We start from the raw sequence: 16,266 nt of genomic DNA, 5'->3' as shown, positions 1-16,266 counted from the left end.
TCGTTATGCGTTGGCTGTCTGGCCTTCGGCCTCTGCCTGACGACGCTGAAGCTCGGTGCGGTAAAGTGCAACGAAATCAATTGTTTCGAGGTTCAGAGGTGGGAAGCCACCGTCGCGTGTTACGTCCGAAACGATACGACGCACAAATGGGAAAAGCATCCGTGGGCATTCGATCAACAAGAACGGATGCATCTGGTCTTCTGGAATGCCTTCGATGTTGAAGACGCCAGCGTAATCAAGCTCGAGCAAGAAAAGCTGCTCTTTTGCTGCGGCGGACTTGCTGTCCACTTTCAGCTTCATGATCACTTCGTACTGATTTTCAGCAGTGCGCTTTTTGGCGTCGAGGTTCACTTGAACCTGAACTTCTGGCTGAACTTCGCCAGAAACGCCTTTTTGAGCGAGAATGTTTTCGAATGAAAGATCGCGAATGAACTGCGCCAGCACATTCATTTTAGGCGCTTGGGGTGTTTCAGCTGCGCCGTTGGTTTCTGCCATGGACCGGTCTCCAATATAAAATCGGTCCAAGGCATATCAGTCTGCGATCAAAGCCTCAATGCCTAGTCCAACCGGAGCCGGGGTGATTGGGCTCTTTCCCATCTGGAACCTCTGAAAACTCTCCTTCAACCACGTCTTCACTTGGTTTGATGCCGGGGTTGGGGCGCTGAGCCGGTCCGGATTGATAAGTGTGGAACTCGCCACCCATCTCAAACTGGCTAACCTTGACGCGCTTCTTCGCCCAAGCAAAAACTGCCGAACGAACAGGCGGCATCAAGAGCGCAAATCCTACTGCATCGGTAAAAAAGCCAGGGGTGAGCAATAACGCGCCTGAAATCAGGATCATGGCCCCGTGTGCCAAGGGCTCACTTGGGTCTTCGAGGCGCGAAAAACTGTTTTGAAGGTTGTTTATTGCATTGATGCCCTGCGTTCGAACCAAAAACGTGCCCAAAATGGCCGTTAGCACCACGATTGCCAGCGTTGGCCATAGGCCAATCGCACCGCCAACCTGAATGAACAGGCCGATTTCGATCAGAGGGACAGCAAGAAAGGCGATAAACAGCCACATTGTGATGCATTCCTTTTTTCAGCTCAGGTGGACTCACCCGCGTGCCTAACCTACATAGGTATTCAACCAAGAATATTCCATGCCGCCCCGAAATGAGGTGCAAATGAACTCTCCTATCATCGAACTTCTGGTTCTTGCCGGAATTGCAATTTTTTTGTTCCTGCGTTTGCGCAGTGTTTTGGGGACCCGAGAAGGTTTTGAAAAGCCTCCGGTTCCTCAAGCTGAAGCCCGTGACGCGCGCCGTGATTTTGAAGTGATTGATGGCGGACCAGACCGTGACATCATCGACCACGTGCCCGAAGACAGCAGCGCCGCCAAAGCGCTCGCCGCTATGAAGCGTGTTGATCCATCTTTCTCTGTTTCCGAATTTCTCTCAGGGGCGCGTGGCGCTTATGAGATGATCCTGATGGGGTTTGAGCGAGGTGAGGTCGAAGATCTCAAGCCGTTCTTGGCAGATGATGTCTATGAAACCTTTGTGGAAGTTGTGGAAAGCCGCAAAGAGCAAGGTCTCACCATTGAGGCCGAGTTTATCGGGGTGCGTGAACTGTCGATTTCTGATGCAACCTTCGATGAGGCAACAAAAATTGCCGAAGTCACCGTGCGCTACGTTGGTGATCTCACGTCGGTCGTTAAAGATGCCGAAGGTCAGGTGCTTGAAGGGTCGGCCACAGCCGTCAAAAAGCAAAAAGACGTCTGGACCTATTCCCATGATATGGGCAACTCGGACCCGAATTGGCAACTTGTCGCCACGGACGAATGAAGCAATTTTTCCTTGCGGTTTGTACGGCGGTCATTGCCATGACACAGGCAGCTGATGCTGAGAATGAGACGTCTTATGCCATTTTGGGGTTCGAAGACCTCAATGGCTGGGCCGAGGACGATCATGCCGCCGCGCTAAAGGTGTTTCGTAACACCTGTGGGGATTTGAACGATCCCGACTGGGTTTCATTGTGCAATGTTGCGGCCGAGGCCGGGGATGCACAGCAGTTTTTTGAACTGTTTTTTAGGCCTGTGTTGATCACGGATAAGTCCGACGGGTTGTTCACCGGGTATTTTGAGCCTGAACTGGATGGTGCTCCCTACAAAAGTGAGCGTTACAAATATCCGATTTACAAAATGCCAGCTGAGGCCCGAAAACAGCGGCCTTGGCTTACGCGACGCGATATTCTGACGTCAGGTGTGATGGACAATCGCGGTTTGGAAATCACTTGGGTCGACGATCCGGTCGAGCTGTTTTTCCTGCAAGTTCAAGGATCTGGCCGGGTGAAATATTCGGACGGTAGCTTTATTCGCGTCGGATACGGTGGTGCCAATGGTCATCCGTACCGCTCAATTGGTCAGGAATTGGTGCGACGCGGTACCTATTCCGCCCATCAGGTATCTGCGCAAGTGATCAAGAATTGGGTGCGTCGCAATCCCGTTGAGGGGCAGGAACTGCTATTCCACAACCAATCCTACGTGTTTTTCCGCGAAGTCAGCGAAGTGCCGGCGGACCGAGGGCCACTTGGTGCGATGAACCGGTCGATTACTACGATGCGTTCGATTGCAGTTGATCCGGCCTTTACACCTTTGGGCGCGCCAGTTTGGATTGAGAAGGGAGGGCGAAACCCACTTAATCGCTTGATGATCGCCCAGGATACCGGATCTGCGATCAAGGGCGCGCAGCGGGCAGACGTGTTTATCGGGACGGGTGATGAGGCAGGCCAAATCGCCGGTCGGATCAAAGATCCGGGTCGCCTGGTCGTTTTGATGCCCATTCAACGTGCCTACGCCCTTTTACCGGAAGCCGTTCAATGACCAAAAGGCGCCTGCGCCCGGACGAACTAGAGCTTTGGCAACAGGTGGCAACAAGCGCCGATCCGCTTCACAATCGCCCAAAGCCGGTTGAGCCTGAGCTTCCGAAAAAGATCGCGCGACCTAAACCGAAGCAAAAACAGTCTTTGTCGCCCTTTGCCATGGGTGACAAAGCTGTGCGTCAGACGGAAACACATGTGTTTCCCCAAACCACATCTCAACGCGTCAAAGCCGTTCCTTTACAGATGGATAACAAGGCGTATACCCGCATGAAACGCGGAAAACTTGCTCCCGAAGCGCGGATCGATTTACATGGGATGACGCTTGATCAAGCGCATCCAGAGCTTATCCGGTTCATCTTAACGTCCCAAGCACGTGGGTTGCGTTTGGTATTGGTGATTACGGGCAAGGGTAGTCGCGAAGACCCTTATGATCCGATGCCTCGGCGTCGTGGTGTTTTGAAAACTCAAGTGCCGCAATGGATGCGCATGGCTCCGGTATCACAAGCCATTTTGCAAGTTGCCGAAGCCCACCAGCGTCATGGCGGGGCAGGGGCCTACTACGTTTATCTCAAACGGATGCGGTGAAAATCCGGTCTGAATGTTCGGCTAAATAGATTTTCAACCAAGGTGTGAACATCTCAGGCTGCTCTGCGACCTTAACTTTCAGCTGCTCAAGCTCGATCCATTCGAAAGCCATGACTTCATCGGGATTCGGTGTGACGCAAAGAGATTGATCAGCTTGGGCTGTGTAAAGATCAACAACTTCGTGTTCGATTAAATCGTTTCCGACATCAGCCCGATATTCGATCTGGTCGCGATGCTGCGGCGTTAATCCGTAAATCCCCAACTCTTGTTCAAGTCGCCTATTGGCGCAAACCAATGGATCTTCGTCCCAATGCGGATGCGTACAACAGGTGTTCGCCCAAAGACCCGGCGTGTGGTACTTGCTCAATGCGCGTTGTTGGATCAGCGTTCTGGTGCCTGACATCACAAAAACCGACACCGCTTTGTGCCGATACCCCAACTGATGGGCCGCTAGTTTGCCGGTCGGAGTCAGCACCCCATCGACCCAAGCGGGAATCAGTGTTTCCAATTCAGTGTTCTGCATGTCAGTCATTTTGGCTAAGTGGCTGGCAAATTCCCCGGGGTCAAGGGCCAGAAAGCATGGCAGTATGCCGCCAATGGGCGGATGGTCGCAGGGTATTAGCCTTTCGCGCTATTGTTGTAACCCCCAGCGGTTTGATAGGTTCGCCCTAGGACTGCGCGATTATGATGGAGACCCAACATGAAAATGACGATCGCATCGGCTCTGGCCGTCGCAACTATCGCTACCGGAGCTTTTGCCGACTCGCATGCACCAAGCGGTGATGCAGCTGCTGGTGAAAAAGCTTTCAAGAAATGCAAATCCTGCCACATGATTCAGGATGCCGACGGTGAAAACATCGTCAAAGGCGGCAAAACTGGCCCGAACCTTTACGGTGTAGTTGGCCGCACAGCCGGCACCTACGAAGGCTTCAAATACGGCGACGACATTGTCGCAGCTGGTGAAGGTGGCTTGGTATGGGACGAAGAATCCTTCGTGGCATATGTTGTCGACCCCAAAAAATTCCTTCGGGCGCATCTTGGCGATGATAAAGCGAAATCCAAAATGACCTTCCGCCTGAAGAAAGGTGCGGAAGACGTTTACGCATACCTGGCCTCAGTTGGCCCAGCGGCCGAATAAGCCGTTTGCAAAACTAAATTGAAAAGGAGCGTGCCACGTCGGTGCGCTCCTTTTTTATGGGCCTAGGTTTGCGGTTTGAGCTGAAACGCCAACGACCGAACCGACCAGTTCAAGAATGGTTCTAAGATTCGCGACCGGTGACTCTGTTGCCAAAACAGTGTCGTTCGGGTTCAATGGAAATTTGCGCGCTGCGAATAGTCCGTCTGCGTTTGTCATGTCAAAGGTAAAGACAACCTGTTGCAGGTCAGGCCCAGCTTTGCCGGAGTGGATATCGGCGGCACTATATTCACGCAGAACAAGCACCCCTTGAGGATCAGCGCGGGCATCGCGAAGACCACCCATCAAAGAAAGAGCCTCAAGCGCACTTAGATTGTCTTTTGGGAAGTAGATCAGGTCTTCTTTGCCTGACGCGCCGAAAGCAACAAAACTACTATCGTCTTCCTCGACAATCAGTGTGTCACGCGGTTGCATCAATGCGTTTTTTGACCCGTCGGCAAACAGTTTTTCAGAAGAAATTTCGTATGTCTCGGACCCACGCAACAGCCGTACTTTTGGATTGCGCAACTCAGGTGGAATGCCGCCAGCATCGGCAAGCACATTCAAAACCTTGTAGTTTCGCGACGGCATCGGATAGCTGCCAGGGTTCTCGACACCGCCGACTACGTCAACCGAATGATCGCGTCCTTGTTCGAGGCTGACTTGCACTTGCGCAGATGGAACAATCGGCTCAAGGCGCTGCTGAATTTTTGAACGGGCGCGGTCAGATGTGAGACCACGCACGCCGACTTTGTTCACATAAGGCAAGAATATCGACCCATTTGAGTCAACTTCGACGCCTTTGATTTCTGTGAACCGCTGGCCGGGGTTGGTGATCAGCGAGTTTTCCTGACTGTCCCAGATTGTTACGTTCAATCGATCCCCAGTACGGATCGTTGATGAGTTGCTACCAGTTGACGTGTTGGGCCAATGATAGTGTCCGTGCCATCCGGAGGCGGGCCACGTCAGGATATCGGGAATGTTAGATCGCGAAACTTCTACAACCTGAAAACTGGGGTTTTCATTTTCCTGTTCGTCTAGGACTTCAGTTTGGATTGCTGCGCCACGCGGCAAACTGCATGCAGAGACGGCCAGCATTGTGAAAAAAATTGCAATGAGTTTCGCAGTAAAACGCACTTTTTCCCCCTGACCTTTTCGGCCATTTAATAGCTTTGTAGCCGCTTAACTAGTTGATAGACAGAATGTTGATTGTTGGGAAGTGGAATGAGAGCAAACCGTGGCGCCAGAACCGCATAAACGCGTTGTCTTAGTACTTGGAGCCAGCGGAAAAGTTGGTCGTATGTTGCGCTCTATTTGGCGTGAAAAATCACCAGAAGATATTGAATTTATTTACGTCTATAGAAATAACCGCAACGATCAACAAGGGGTTGTATGGCAACCTAGGGACCCGTCCGACCACCTACCTAAGGCGCATGCCATAGTTGCTCTTTGGGGCGCAACACCGCGGTCTGGGCATGCGTTTTCTGAGAATGCGGACCTTGCAAATGTGACGTTGGAACTTGCAAAAGCCTTAGAAGTTGAAAGGGTTCTGCACTTTTCTAGTTCTGCGGTTTATCTTCCGTCGACTAAACCGCTAACCGAGACAATTTCGGACAACGCACCCAATGCCTACGGTCAGTCAAAGTTGGATATGGAGCAGCAGATCACAAGTTGGATGTCAGAGAACGAAGTTACGTTTTCAAATGTTATCCTGCGGTTGGCCAATGTTGCCGGCGCCGATGCGCTTTTCAATAATATGAAGCCGGGTAACACCGTTACACTTGACAGGTTTGCAGATGGTCTTGGACCCCGTCGAAGTTACATAGGGTCCGTTGACTTGGCAAAAGTGATCGAAGCTCTGATAAATGATCAATCCGTCTTGGGTCCTGTAAACGTTGCAGCGCCCAAAGCTACGGAAATGGCGGATTTGGTTAAGGCTGCTGGATGTCGCGTCGAGTGGACATCGGCTCCGGATGGGGCAATAGCTACCGTGGCTCTTGATACGAGAAGGTTGCAATCCATTTTGAAGATAGATGAAGCCGCCGCGGAGGCGCAGCACTTGATAGACTGCGCTAAAAAGGGCGAGGTATGGCCATGACTATTGGCAAACGCCTTGCTGACGTATTCTTTGTTTTGCTGTTTCTAATCCCCTTGGCACCAGTGATTTTTCTGGTGCTATTGGCCGTCCTTGTGTTGGACGGGAAACCCATTTTTTATGTGTCTGAGCGGATGAAAACCCCGGATCAGGGTTTCTATCTTTGGAAATTCAGAACAATGCGTCCTGATAAACATGATTTTGGGGTATCGGGGGGTGATAAAACAACGCGCATCACCAGAACGGGAAATTTCTTGCGTAAATATAGGCTTGATGAGCTGCCGCAACTTTGGAACATCCTCAAAGGGGACATAAGCTTTGTCGGACCCCGTCCACCTTTGCGCCACTATGTTGAAAAGTTTCCGGACCTATACGGGCGTGTTTTGAAGTCTCGGCCGGGTGTTACGGGACTTGCGACCCTCGCGTACCACAAAACGGAAGAAGAGCTTTTGCTGCCTTGCGAAACAGCGGCCGAAACCGAAGACACCTATTGTCGGCGATGTGTTCCACGCAAGGCCAAGCTAGATCTCATCTACGCCGAAAATCGCAATTTATGTTACGATCTCAAGCTTATGACAGCTACAGTATTGCGCAAGATTTCACTGCACTAGCTTTGCTCAGAGCCGTAGCGGTTGCACATTGAAATAGCCGAGCACATCACCGATCCATTGTCGTGCGCTGATAATATTTCCGTAGGAATCAACAACATAGGTGTTTGTGAAGGACCCGGTAGTACCGGAACATGTTGCCGTCATCGCGCGGCCTTTTCTGTTCACTTCACCTAAAACGACAGGAACAGACGGGCCCGTATCAAGTTTGCAGGTAAATGTAGAACTTGTGGTTTGGTTGTCGGAAGTAAGGTGACGCATCACATATGTTGCCGTTCCGACAGACTTTGAGCGAACCAAAGACAACAATGCACCTTCTTCTGAAGACATCAAATCACCGCCAAACCCGCGCGTAGATACAATTGTTCCATTTCGCAGCACAATAGCCTGACGAGACGATGATCCAAAGGTTTGATAGGCACCGTTCCGTTGAATTTCGACCATAATAAACTGGGCCGAGGATGCCTCGATCGCAAAAACTGACGCTGGTTTATCGGTCGCTGAGAGGACTTGAGTTATTTGCTCTCCTGTCACCACAGGAGGCGGGGGCTTTTTGTTGGACAGCATTGCGGGCAATGCTTTGACAGACAAAAGTGGATCTTTGCGATCACTGCTACAGGCCACCAGACCAAGTGAGACAACAAGCGCGATGGCTGCTTTCAAAAACGTCTGCATCATTATCTCCAGAACCTTCCCCACGAGTCCCTGACGACAGGTTCATGATAGCCGCGGACATTCTCATATAGACGATCGCGGACCCTTAGGCGGGCACCCCCATCGCGCGACAAAGATTGAATGACTGTTGGATTCACTTTGCGTGATGGCTTGCCAATAAAGGGTGCCAAAGGAATGTAGAATCGAAGACCCTTGTCAAACGATCCTTCGCCAAATTCATCGGCAGTCACATCTGTGAATGTCGCATAGGCACCAACTTTCCACCCATTCGCAAACTCACGGTCAACGGTGACCGTGCCGCCGTAGTCCCCGGCTAGGTAGCGTCCGACATCTAGCTGGCCGTGGAAACCATTGCCGAAATCATAATAGGCCGAGACGTGGCCATTCACATGTGGAATTTCGTATTCAGCACCGGACACAGGGTCGACGGTGGTCATGTCCTGAAATCCCAAAAGCTGGTCATAATCACGGCGTTGGATGTAGTTAATCTCGGCCCCAATTGCCAAACGACTATCTACCGGTTTCCACAAAAGTTCAGCTGACACGCCGCCGTACATGCGTTCCAAGTAGCCAACCGATACGCGCGAATAAAAATCTTTGGCGGGTCGGTTAAACATCGCAAGCTGTAAATATTCAATCGCGGGGTCACCTTCGGCCGAATATAGTGCGTTGTCGGTCCGAACACGCGGCAATTTGGATTCGTCCTGGCGCGGGTCGTCTTCCAAGTTACCAGCAAACTTTTTGGTTATTGAGCCAGAGAGCACAAAGTTAGGACGAATTTCGTAATCCGCCTTGGCCCGAATACCGACGTCCAGACGCACAGGTTCGTTTGGATCAAAAACAGACAGGTCAACATAGGGCGAAATTCCCCAAGTCAGCTTTGGATAAACCCCATCTTCCGGCGGCGGTGCTAGCTTGTAGCCGTCGATGATGCTTGTCCGTGCAAGCATCGCATCAGCGGATTCGTGCTCCAGACGTTCGAGATCCGAACGCCGCATAACCACAGCCGACATCGGAATTCCCGCGGCGATGGGCACGATGACAAACTCTTCGACTGAAGCTGGCAAGCTTCTGGTCATGGAGCGAGCCAAGCGACCAATGGCTTGGGATGGTACCCCGAAACGTGGATTGGAGACCCGAACAGTCGCCCGATTGCCGTCCAGTTTAACAGCCTCAACAACCAATCCGTCTTTGGCGGCTAGCGAGGTCAAAGATGATTTCGCCTTGTTGATCGCCGCGGCATCCCCTGTCCAGCCGAGATCATGAATATCTTGTGGCGCTCTAGGTTTTATCGGCAAGCCGGCCGTTTCTATGCCACCTGGTACACCTTGAGTCTTTGGGTTCACAGCAAGTGAAATCTGGGCCCCAATCTGGTTTCCATAGGCGTGATAGAGCGACAGCTGGTTGCCATTTCTAAACCGGTAATCAACCCCGAAATTCCAAGGGCTGGTCTTCTCAAATTGCCCAGAATTCTGTTCTTGGTCGTAGTTGTCCGATGAGTATTCGAACTTAAAATTCCAACGGTCATTTGGTGCATAGGAGGCACCTGCAAAGGCGGCAATGTCGCCTCGGAACCATCTATCGTAGGTTGGAATGCCGCCTTGTTCTAGCGTGGTTTCAGACCGATCACCCGTGGACGCAAAGGAGTTGTAGCTACCAAAACGGCCCCATCCGATGCCACCAGTCACCTTGAGTCCCGGTACCAGAGATTTAGTGGCGACAAGGTATTCACCACTATAAAGGCCGGTTCCCATGATGTCCTGGAAACCCAAAGTCAGGGCAGGGCGGTTGGCGGTTTCCTTCATCAAGAGGAAACGCAGATCAAAGCTGCGGTCGAAATATGTTCCATCCCAGCCTTTCGTAAACTCGCTTAAGGCCGAGTACCGAAAGCTCGCAGAAATGCGCGGGGCCAGCTGGAACCCGATCGTTGTTTTGGTCGTTTTGCCAAGTTGGCTGATAGTTGCCGAAAGATTACCTTCGTCAAAGTGATCCGCCGTGGGCATGTCGATCAAGCCTGGTGATCCATAAAGGTTGTAGGTGGGCCCCTGTCGCGGTTCTTCAGCGAGCGAAGGCGCTACAGCCAAAACGGAAAACGAGGCTACAAAAATGCTGCGCGTTGTTCGCTGGGACCGAAAGACCGGCATAACTGCACCCTTCCAAATAACTTTTTTCACTGCATTTGCTACGTGCATTAAAGGAATCTGTCCATTGTGCATAGATGCAACCTCTTGGTCTGTGTGAAATACAGCACGGGGTTTTTAACGGAACATTTTGAAACATTAAGCCGGTGGTAAACCCTTCTAGGTTACACCTTCCTTCGGTGAGAGAAAAGGTGGTGAGATGAGTGGCGACAGCAATGTGCGGCCAGTCATCATCAAACGAAAGAAAGTCGTAAGTGGCGACGGGCACCATGGTGGTGCCTGGAAGGTGGCGTATGCTGACTTCGTAACCGCTATGATGGCTTTCTTTATGTTGATGTGGCTGTTGAATGCGACAACTGAAAAACAACGCAAGGGTATTGCAGACTATTTTAGCCCAACGATTGCGATGGCTCGTGTTTCCGGAGGTGGAAACGGTGCTCTTGGGGGGGATTCCGTCTTTGCGGAGAATACCTTGCCCCGAATGGGTACCGGTGCGACTAGTCTAAAGGCGCAACCGCAAAATGCGGCCAAGGGCAGTTACACTGCCGGTGAAGCTGAAGAAAAAGCGGCTGAAGACGAAGTCTTTGAGATTGTTGAAGAGATGCTCATGGGTCGGGGTGGCGAAAGCATGGTCGCCGATGAGTTGTTGGAACATATTGTAACTCGGGTCACAGACGAAGGTTTGGTGATTGAGCTCTATGAGACTGAGAATGCACGCCTTTTTGAACGGGATTCGAGGCCAACTCAATTGTTGAAAGATCTGTCACGGATTATTGTAGAAGCCTCTTATATGGTGACAAATTCGATTGCAGTTGAAGGGCACACTTCGGCCTATCCTATTGTTATGGCTGAAAACCCATCCTGGGATGTTTCATCCCAGCGGGCGGCAATGTTTCGTGAGCTTGTCATAACGTCGGGGCTAAGTTCAGAGCGGGTGCGCAGAGTAACATCTTACGCAGATCGTGAACCCATTCGGAAAAACCATATGGATATCCGCAACAACCGTATCGAAGTGGTGTTCCTGAGAGAGTAGAGAGCTCTCTTCAAAACGAATAGAGTTTTGATTGGATTTTAGCTGTTAGCTCCGCGTTAAGCTCAGCGCTTTATCTGTTGTCTCGAATACAGAACGAGACAGCAGAAAGGCGTTTCCATGACGATCTCCTCATCGCTAAATGCGGGTGTGGCGGGCCTGGCGGCCAATGCGACACGGTTAGGCACAATTTCAGACAATATCGCGAATTCATCGACCAGCGGTTACAAGCGGGTCGAAACTGATTTTTCTTCAATGGTTATGTCGAATAGTGGCGGCGGTTATACAGCCGGCGGTGTTCGGACAACAACCCAACGGCTTGTTGATCAAAGCGGCGCACTGGTTGGGACAACCAATCCGACGGACTTGGCGGTTCGGGGCAATGGCTTCCTTCCGGTTGCAGAAGCAACCGAAGTCAAAGCTGGCTCTGACAATCCGCAAATGTTCCTGACGACAACGGGTTCTTTTCGGGTCGATTCGAACGGTTACTTAAAAACCGAATCGGGGTTGATGCTGCTAGGTTGGCCGGCAAATGCAGACGGGACCATGCCAACGTTCCCGCGTGACTCTTCAAGTAGTCTTGAGCCAATTCAGATCAATTTGAACCAATTCACGAGCGAGCCGACCACTGAGATTACTTTGGGCGTGAACCTTGCTGCGACTGACACAGATTCAACGGCAGATGGTACCGCGATTGACCAATCTGTTGAGTATTTTGACAATCTCGGTCGCCCTGAAAACCTGACTATCACCTATACGCCGACAATTCCGGCGACAGGGTCATCGAATGAATGGACCGTTTCGATCAGCGACTCCGCGACGGATGCCGCAAGCAACCCGATCGGTGAATATGTTGTTACATTTGACGATACCGCAGGTAGCGGTGGTTCAATTCTGTCGGTCGCAACGACTTCTGGCGGTGCCTACGATCCCCTCACTGGTGCTTTGATCGTTAATGTCAACGGCGGACCAATGGAGATCAACATTGGCGAACCAGGCAGCAGCGCCGGGCTCACACAGGTTGGTGAAAAGTTCCAGCCGCTAAATATTTCCAAAGATGGCTCGCCTGTTGGCAAAATGACCACGGTTGAGGTCGATGAAAATGGCTTCGTTCATGCCTTCTTTGACACCGGTATTTCGCGAACAATCTATCAGGTGCCTTTGGTTGATGTACCAAATCCGAACGGAATGATCGCGATGGACAAGCAAATCTATATGGCATCGCCAGATAGCGGGAGCTTCTTCTTATGGGACGCGGGCGATGGGCCGGTTGGTGATGTTGTTCCTTACGCGCGTGAAGAGAGCGCAACCGATGTTGCCAATGAGTTGACAGCCATGATCCAAACACAACGCGCCTATTCATCGAACGCCAAGGTTATCCAGACCGTCGATGAAATGCTGCAAGAAACCACAAACATCAAACGCTAACGGCCTTCCGTTAGACCTTTGAAGGAGGTCGCAAAATGTCTCTTACGGGTGCTCTCTATAACGCTTTTAGCGGACTACAGGCCAATTCCCGGGCGGCCTCATTGGTTTCAACCAATATTTCCAATGCCACAACCGAAGGGTATGGGCGCCGTGAATTGGCGCTTACACCCGGAGCGGTTGGCACAACTGGCGGTGTACGCATCGCCGGGGTAATTCGCCACTCTGACCCAATAATCATCGCAGATCGCCGGGTCTCAGACGCTTCATTGGCATTTTCTAGCGATATGTATGCGCATTCCAAGCGTTTGGAAAGCTTAGTCGGAGAGACAGGTACGCCTGGATCTTTGGCTGAACGGGTTACAGCATTCGAGAATGCTTTGATTTCAGCGGCAACTAACCCCGCGTCGACGCAACGTTTGGAAAACATTTCAACTGCTGCAACTTCGCTGACCCGAAGTCTCAATGATCTATCCGAGGAAATTCAGTTGTCTCGGCAGGCCGCAGATACTTCCATTGGCAAACAAGTTGCAACTTTAAATGAAGCATTGGGACGGATCGATGATCTGAATGGGAACATAATCAAGGCGAGTGCAACGGGGTCTGATTCCGCAACACTCTTGGATGAGCGCCAGAGGGTATTGGACAGTATTTCTGATATAGTTCCATTGCGAGTTGTTGAACGTGAAAGGGGTGATATTGCTGTTTTCACAACCAACGGTGCCATGCTTTTGGATGGATCTCCGCTTGTAATTGGCTTTGAAACAGTCACTTCCATTGGCGCGGGAATGACTATGGCTGCGGGTAATCTAAATGGCCTGACGGTCAATGGTCTTTCTGTTAACTCGTCTTCAACAGGGATGTTCGCGGGTGGAAGTCTGGCTGCGCAGTTTGCAATTCGAGATGATGCAGCAGTTGACAGCCAAGCTGAGCTCGACGCCATTGCACGTGACCTGATAGAGCGTTTGGGGCCTGGCGGTCCGGATACAACTCTTGGTGTTGCGGATCCCGGCCTGTTTACAGATGGCGGTGCAGCCTTTGATCCGTTGAACGAAGACGGTTTGGCGGCTCGCATTGAACTCAACTCTCTTGTTGCGCCAGATTCTGGGTCAGTTTGGCGTCTACGCGACGGTTTAGGGGCCGCTACACAAGGTGAAGTTGGAGAAGGGCGCTTGCTACAGTCGATCGCGGCGGCCTTGACCACTTCGACAGTACCAAGTTCGTCATCACTTCCATCTGTGTCACGCAGTTTCGTGAATCACATCTCTGAGTTCTCGTCGAGTATTTCAGGGACACGAGTGCGGGCGGAAAATGAACATAGTTTCCTGTCTTCACAAAATACCGCTTTGAGCGAGCTTGAGTTTTCCAAAGGTGTCGATACCGATCAGGAACTTCAGCGCTTAATGCAAATCGAACAACAGTATTCCGCAAACGCCAAAGTCATGTCCGTCGTCGACGACTTGATGGAACGTTTGATGTCCATCTAAGGAGAATAACATGCAATCTGTAGGGGATATGGCGCGGTCATTGGTTCTGAGAACCAATCAAGTCCGGCTGCGGGAAGAAATGGATAAGCTAGCTGTCGAAGTGTCGACAGGATTTGTGACCGATTCTGCCAAGCATTTGAATGGCGACATAACGAGTTTGCAAGAAATTGATCGAACTTTATCTAAACTGAATATGTATCGGGTAAATACGACCGAGGCGACGTATATTACAAGCACCATGCAAACCAGTTTGGATGAGATGCAATCCCGTAGCCAGACATTATCACAGACACTCATATCAGCAGATTTAACACCAACTGACCCGCTATTGGATACGATGTCTGACGACGCCAAAAATGCTCTTGGTCAAATCATGAATGGTCTGAACCGCTCTGTCGCAGGGCGAACCCTCTTTGGTGGCACCGCCACAGATAGGCCCGCGCTGGCAAGTAGCGACGACATGCTGGCCGATCTGCAAGTTGCCTTGGCGGGGCAGACAACACTCGCTGGGATTGAAGCAGAGCTCGACACTTTTTTTGGAGCAGGGGGTGGGTATGAAACGACGACATATGAAGGGTCGTCCACCGGTTTGGCACCGTTTCAGTTGAGCGAGACAGACACTGCCAATGTCGACATCCGCGCGAGTGATACAGTTTTCCGAGAGTTGTTGAAACCTTTGGCAATGGCGGCCCTGGCATCCAATGGGTCACTCGGGTTGGATACAGATGTGAAAGTCGAACTGCTTGCGAAGTCGGGACGCGATTTGTTGTCCGCGCAACAGTCAATTGTTGAGCTTCGCGCAGGGCTTGGCGCTTTGGAGGGCAGAATAGAAGAAACTACGACACGCAACGCAGCCGAAACAGCTTCTGCGAGCTTAGCTCGGTTGGATTTGGTTGGGAGTGATCCATATGAATCCGCGGCACGATATGAAAATATCCGCGGGCAACTAGAGAGTCTCTACGCAATAACCGCGCGCTCTCAACGCCTTTCATTGGCGGAGTACCTATGATGATGCGGTTTTTCGTTTCCTTGCTGTTTTCGATCTTCATAGCCAGCGTCGTAGGTGCCCAATCAGTTCGAATTAAAGACCTTGTTGAGTTTGACGGTGTGCGGTCAAATGATTTGGTAGGGTATGGGTTGGTAGTAGGCTTGAACGGTACTGGAGATGGCCTCAGAAACTCTCCCTTCACCGAAGAAATAATGTCGAACATACTTGAACGTCTCGGGGTTAACGTAACAGGAGAACAATTTCGTCCACGCAACGTCGCAGCGGTGATCGTTACGGCAAGATTACCCGCATTCGCAAGAACTGGAGGGCAAATCGACGTTACCGTTTCTGCCATCGGTGACTCAAAAAGCCTTTTGGGTGGGACGTTGATCATGACCCCACTCAACGCTGCTGATGGGCAAATCTATGCAGTTGCCCAAGGTACCGTAATAGCAGGTGGAGTCGAAGCCGAAGGGGATGCAGCAAGGGTTGTCCAAGGTGTTCCCACCGCAGGGGTAATTCCATCCGGCGCACGCGTTGAAAGAGAAGTTGATTTCGACTTTTCTCAGTTGTCTTCACTGCGACTCGCCCTTCGTGAGCCAGATTTTACGACGGCGGCTAGGATTGAAGATGCGATCAACCGCAAGCTTGGGCGACGAGCTGCAATAATGAATGATGCTGGAACTGTGACCGTAAACTTGGACAACACCGGGGCGAGCTCTCCGGCAAGAGCGGTTGTGGCGCTAGAAAACTTAACGGTCGAACCTCAGAGAAAAGCTCGAGTGGTGGTTGACCAGAGATCTGGAACCATCGTTATGGGTTCCGATGTGCGCGTTTCAACTGTTGCAGTGTCTCAAGGCAACCTTACCTTGCGAATAGAGGAAGCTCCGCTTGCGATTCAACCTAATCCGTTTAGCGACGGTGAAACGGTTATTGTACCAAGAACCGGTGCTGCCATCGAAGAAGAGCCAGGTATCGGGCTTGCTCTGGTTCCTAAAGGCACGTCGTTATCAGAGGTCATAGCCGGTCTAAATGCGCTCGGCGTAAGCCCACGAGACATGATCGATATTCTCAAAAGCATAAAGGCAGCCGGTGCTCTGCATGCTGACTTTGTGGTGATGTAAACGAAAGTGGTTTGCGCAGAGGTTTTCTTAACCGTCGCATGTCAGTTTAAAGATCAATTCGTATTGGGAGATTTG

17 protein-coding genes are annotated in these 16,266 nt (G+C 51.3%); 11 read left to right on the top strand and 6 right to left on the bottom strand.

The window, feature by feature from the left end; translation table 11 throughout:
• Window positions 1-3: 3 nt before the first annotated feature.
• A complete protein-coding gene (gene secB, locus Q1A43_RS14575; protein ID WP_299921839.1) occupies window positions 4-495 on the bottom strand; it encodes a protein-export chaperone SecB in 492 nt (163 codons plus the stop codon).
• A gap of 55 nt (window positions 496-550) precedes the next feature.
• Window positions 551-1,063 (bottom strand): FxsA family protein, encoded by a 513-nt coding sequence (locus Q1A43_RS14570; protein WP_299936338.1) that lies wholly within the window; start codon window positions 1,061-1,063, stop codon window positions 551-553.
• 103 nt (window positions 1,064-1,166) lie between these two features.
• On the opposite strand from Q1A43_RS14570, the gene Q1A43_RS14565 reads away from it, so the two are divergent.
• From Q1A43_RS14565 to Q1A43_RS14555, 3 genes are read left to right on the top strand one after another with little or no spacing between them, the layout of a single operon-like run.
• On the top strand, window positions 1,167-1,823 hold the full coding sequence (locus Q1A43_RS14565; RefSeq protein WP_299936335.1) for a Tim44/TimA family putative adaptor protein: 657 nt from the start codon (window positions 1,167-1,169) through the stop codon (window positions 1,821-1,823).
• Window positions 1,820-2,860, top strand: a complete 1,041-nt coding sequence (locus tag Q1A43_RS14560) for an MltA domain-containing protein (protein WP_299936332.1) — start codon at window positions 1,820-1,822, stop codon at window positions 2,858-2,860. The genes Q1A43_RS14565 and Q1A43_RS14560 overlap by 4 nt, the downstream gene beginning before the upstream one ends.
• Entirely contained in the window at window positions 2,857-3,444 is a 588-nt protein-coding gene (locus Q1A43_RS14555; protein ID WP_299936329.1) for a Smr/MutS family protein, read from the top strand. Before Q1A43_RS14560 ends, Q1A43_RS14555 begins: the two co-directional genes overlap by 4 nt.
• Here Q1A43_RS14555 and idi read toward each other — a convergent pair.
• Window positions 3,428-3,952: an isopentenyl-diphosphate delta-isomerase gene (gene idi, locus Q1A43_RS14550; protein WP_299922052.1), complete on the bottom strand. Its 525-nt coding sequence runs from the start codon at window positions 3,950-3,952 to the stop codon at window positions 3,428-3,430. The two genes, Q1A43_RS14555 and idi, sit on opposite strands and share 17 nt — an antisense overlap.
• Window positions 3,953-4,144: 192 nt before the next feature.
• Between idi and Q1A43_RS14545 the strand changes: the two genes are divergently transcribed.
• Window positions 4,145-4,582: a c-type cytochrome gene (locus Q1A43_RS14545; protein WP_299921834.1), complete on the top strand. Its 438-nt coding sequence runs from the start codon at window positions 4,145-4,147 to the stop codon at window positions 4,580-4,582.
• Window positions 4,583-4,636: 54 nt separating this feature from the next.
• On the opposite strand, the gene Q1A43_RS14540 is transcribed toward Q1A43_RS14545, so the two are convergent.
• Window positions 4,637-5,716, bottom strand: a complete 1,080-nt coding sequence (locus tag Q1A43_RS14540; RefSeq protein WP_299921833.1) for a polysaccharide biosynthesis/export family protein — start codon at window positions 5,714-5,716, stop codon at window positions 4,637-4,639.
• 139 nt (window positions 5,717-5,855) lie between these two features.
• Here Q1A43_RS14540 and Q1A43_RS14535 point away from each other — a divergent pair, with 139 nt between their 5' ends.
• Complete coding sequence (locus Q1A43_RS14535; RefSeq protein WP_299936327.1) at window positions 5,856-6,716, top strand: NAD(P)-dependent oxidoreductase; 861 nt, start codon at window positions 5,856-5,858, stop codon at window positions 6,714-6,716.
• Window positions 6,713-7,324, top strand: a complete 612-nt coding sequence (locus Q1A43_RS14530; RefSeq protein WP_299936324.1) for a sugar transferase — start codon at window positions 6,713-6,715, stop codon at window positions 7,322-7,324. The genes Q1A43_RS14535 and Q1A43_RS14530 overlap by 4 nt, the downstream gene beginning before the upstream one ends.
• Before the next feature lie 6 nt (window positions 7,325-7,330).
• On the opposite strand, the gene Q1A43_RS14525 is transcribed toward Q1A43_RS14530, so the two are convergent.
• Both Q1A43_RS14525 and Q1A43_RS14520 read right to left on the bottom strand, forming a co-directional pair.
• On the bottom strand, window positions 7,331-7,996 hold the full coding sequence (locus tag Q1A43_RS14525) for a YjbF family lipoprotein (protein WP_299921831.1): 666 nt from the start codon (window positions 7,994-7,996) through the stop codon (window positions 7,331-7,333).
• A 2-nt stretch (window positions 7,997-7,998) separates the two neighbouring features.
• Window positions 7,999-10,140 (bottom strand): YjbH domain-containing protein, encoded by a 2,142-nt coding sequence (locus Q1A43_RS14520; RefSeq protein ID WP_299921830.1) that lies wholly within the window; start codon window positions 10,138-10,140, stop codon window positions 7,999-8,001.
• Between the two features lie 196 nt (window positions 10,141-10,336).
• Here Q1A43_RS14520 and Q1A43_RS14515 point away from each other — a divergent pair, with 196 nt between their 5' ends.
• The 5 genes from Q1A43_RS14515 (at window position 10,337) to Q1A43_RS14495 (ending at window position 16,191) form a co-directional block, all read left to right on the top strand.
• Complete coding sequence (locus Q1A43_RS14515) at window positions 10,337-11,170, top strand: flagellar motor protein MotB (protein WP_299936321.1); 834 nt, start codon at window positions 10,337-10,339, stop codon at window positions 11,168-11,170.
• 117 nt (window positions 11,171-11,287) lie between these two features.
• On the top strand, window positions 11,288-12,595 hold the full coding sequence (locus Q1A43_RS14510; protein WP_299921828.1) for a flagellar hook protein FlgE: 1,308 nt from the start codon (window positions 11,288-11,290) through the stop codon (window positions 12,593-12,595).
• A gap of 35 nt (window positions 12,596-12,630) precedes the next feature.
• Window positions 12,631-14,079, top strand: a complete 1,449-nt coding sequence (flgK, locus tag Q1A43_RS14505) for a flagellar hook-associated protein FlgK (RefSeq protein WP_299936318.1) — start codon at window positions 12,631-12,633, stop codon at window positions 14,077-14,079.
• A 10-nt stretch (window positions 14,080-14,089) separates the two neighbouring features.
• Window positions 14,090-15,088, top strand: coding sequence for a flagellin (locus Q1A43_RS14500; RefSeq protein ID WP_299936315.1), 999 nt, complete (start codon window positions 14,090-14,092; stop codon window positions 15,086-15,088).
• A gap of 2 nt (window positions 15,089-15,090) precedes the next feature.
• The gene (locus Q1A43_RS14495) at window positions 15,091-16,191 is read left to right on the top strand and encodes a flagellar basal body P-ring protein FlgI (protein ID WP_299936527.1); all 1,101 of its coding nucleotides are present in this window, start codon (window positions 15,091-15,093) and stop codon (window positions 16,189-16,191) included.
• The last annotated feature ends 75 nt before the right edge of the window (window positions 16,192-16,266 follow it).

The sequence above is a fragment of the uncultured Pelagimonas sp. genome, from assembly GCF_947498515.1.
Lineage (GTDB): Bacteria > Pseudomonadota > Alphaproteobacteria > Rhodobacterales > Rhodobacteraceae > Pelagimonas.
The sequence above is the reverse complement of the archived record's forward strand: the minus strand, read 5'-3'. Positions and strand labels throughout refer to the sequence as shown.

What these genes read in the sequence shown, in the direction of transcription:
- Q1A43_RS14545 (WP_299921834.1), top strand. Translation starts at nt 4,145, where the DNA reads ATGAAAATGACGATCGCATCGGCTCTGGCCGTCGCAACTATCGCTACC.
- Q1A43_RS14520 (WP_299921830.1), bottom strand. Translation starts at nt 10,140, where the DNA reads ATGCCGGTCTTTCGGTCCCAGCGAACAACGCGCAGCATTTTTGTAGCC.
- Q1A43_RS14540 (WP_299921833.1), bottom strand. Translation starts at nt 5,716, where the DNA reads ATGCTGGCCGTCTCTGCATGCAGTTTGCCGCGTGGCGCAGCAATCCAA.
- flgK (WP_299936318.1), top strand. Translation starts at nt 12,631, where the DNA reads ATGTCTCTTACGGGTGCTCTCTATAACGCTTTTAGCGGACTACAGGCC.
- Q1A43_RS14495 (WP_299936527.1), top strand. Translation starts at nt 15,091, where the DNA reads ATGCGGTTTTTCGTTTCCTTGCTGTTTTCGATCTTCATAGCCAGCGTC.
- secB (WP_299921839.1), bottom strand. Translation starts at nt 495, where the DNA reads ATGGCAGAAACCAACGGCGCAGCTGAAACACCCCAAGCGCCTAAAATG.
- Q1A43_RS14500 (WP_299936315.1), top strand. Translation starts at nt 14,090, where the DNA reads ATGCAATCTGTAGGGGATATGGCGCGGTCATTGGTTCTGAGAACCAAT.
- Q1A43_RS14510 (WP_299921828.1), top strand. Translation starts at nt 11,288, where the DNA reads ATGACGATCTCCTCATCGCTAAATGCGGGTGTGGCGGGCCTGGCGGCC.
- Q1A43_RS14515 (WP_299936321.1), top strand. Translation starts at nt 10,337, where the DNA reads ATGAGTGGCGACAGCAATGTGCGGCCAGTCATCATCAAACGAAAGAAA.
- Q1A43_RS14565 (WP_299936335.1), top strand. Translation starts at nt 1,167, where the DNA reads ATGAACTCTCCTATCATCGAACTTCTGGTTCTTGCCGGAATTGCAATT.
- Q1A43_RS14555 (WP_299936329.1), top strand. Translation starts at nt 2,857, where the DNA reads ATGACCAAAAGGCGCCTGCGCCCGGACGAACTAGAGCTTTGGCAACAG.
- Q1A43_RS14560 (WP_299936332.1), top strand. Translation starts at nt 1,820, where the DNA reads ATGAAGCAATTTTTCCTTGCGGTTTGTACGGCGGTCATTGCCATGACA.
- Q1A43_RS14570 (WP_299936338.1), bottom strand. Translation starts at nt 1,063, where the DNA reads ATGTGGCTGTTTATCGCCTTTCTTGCTGTCCCTCTGATCGAAATCGGC.
- Q1A43_RS14525 (WP_299921831.1), bottom strand. Translation starts at nt 7,996, where the DNA reads ATGCAGACGTTTTTGAAAGCAGCCATCGCGCTTGTTGTCTCACTTGGT.
- Q1A43_RS14530 (WP_299936324.1), top strand. Translation starts at nt 6,713, where the DNA reads ATGACTATTGGCAAACGCCTTGCTGACGTATTCTTTGTTTTGCTGTTT.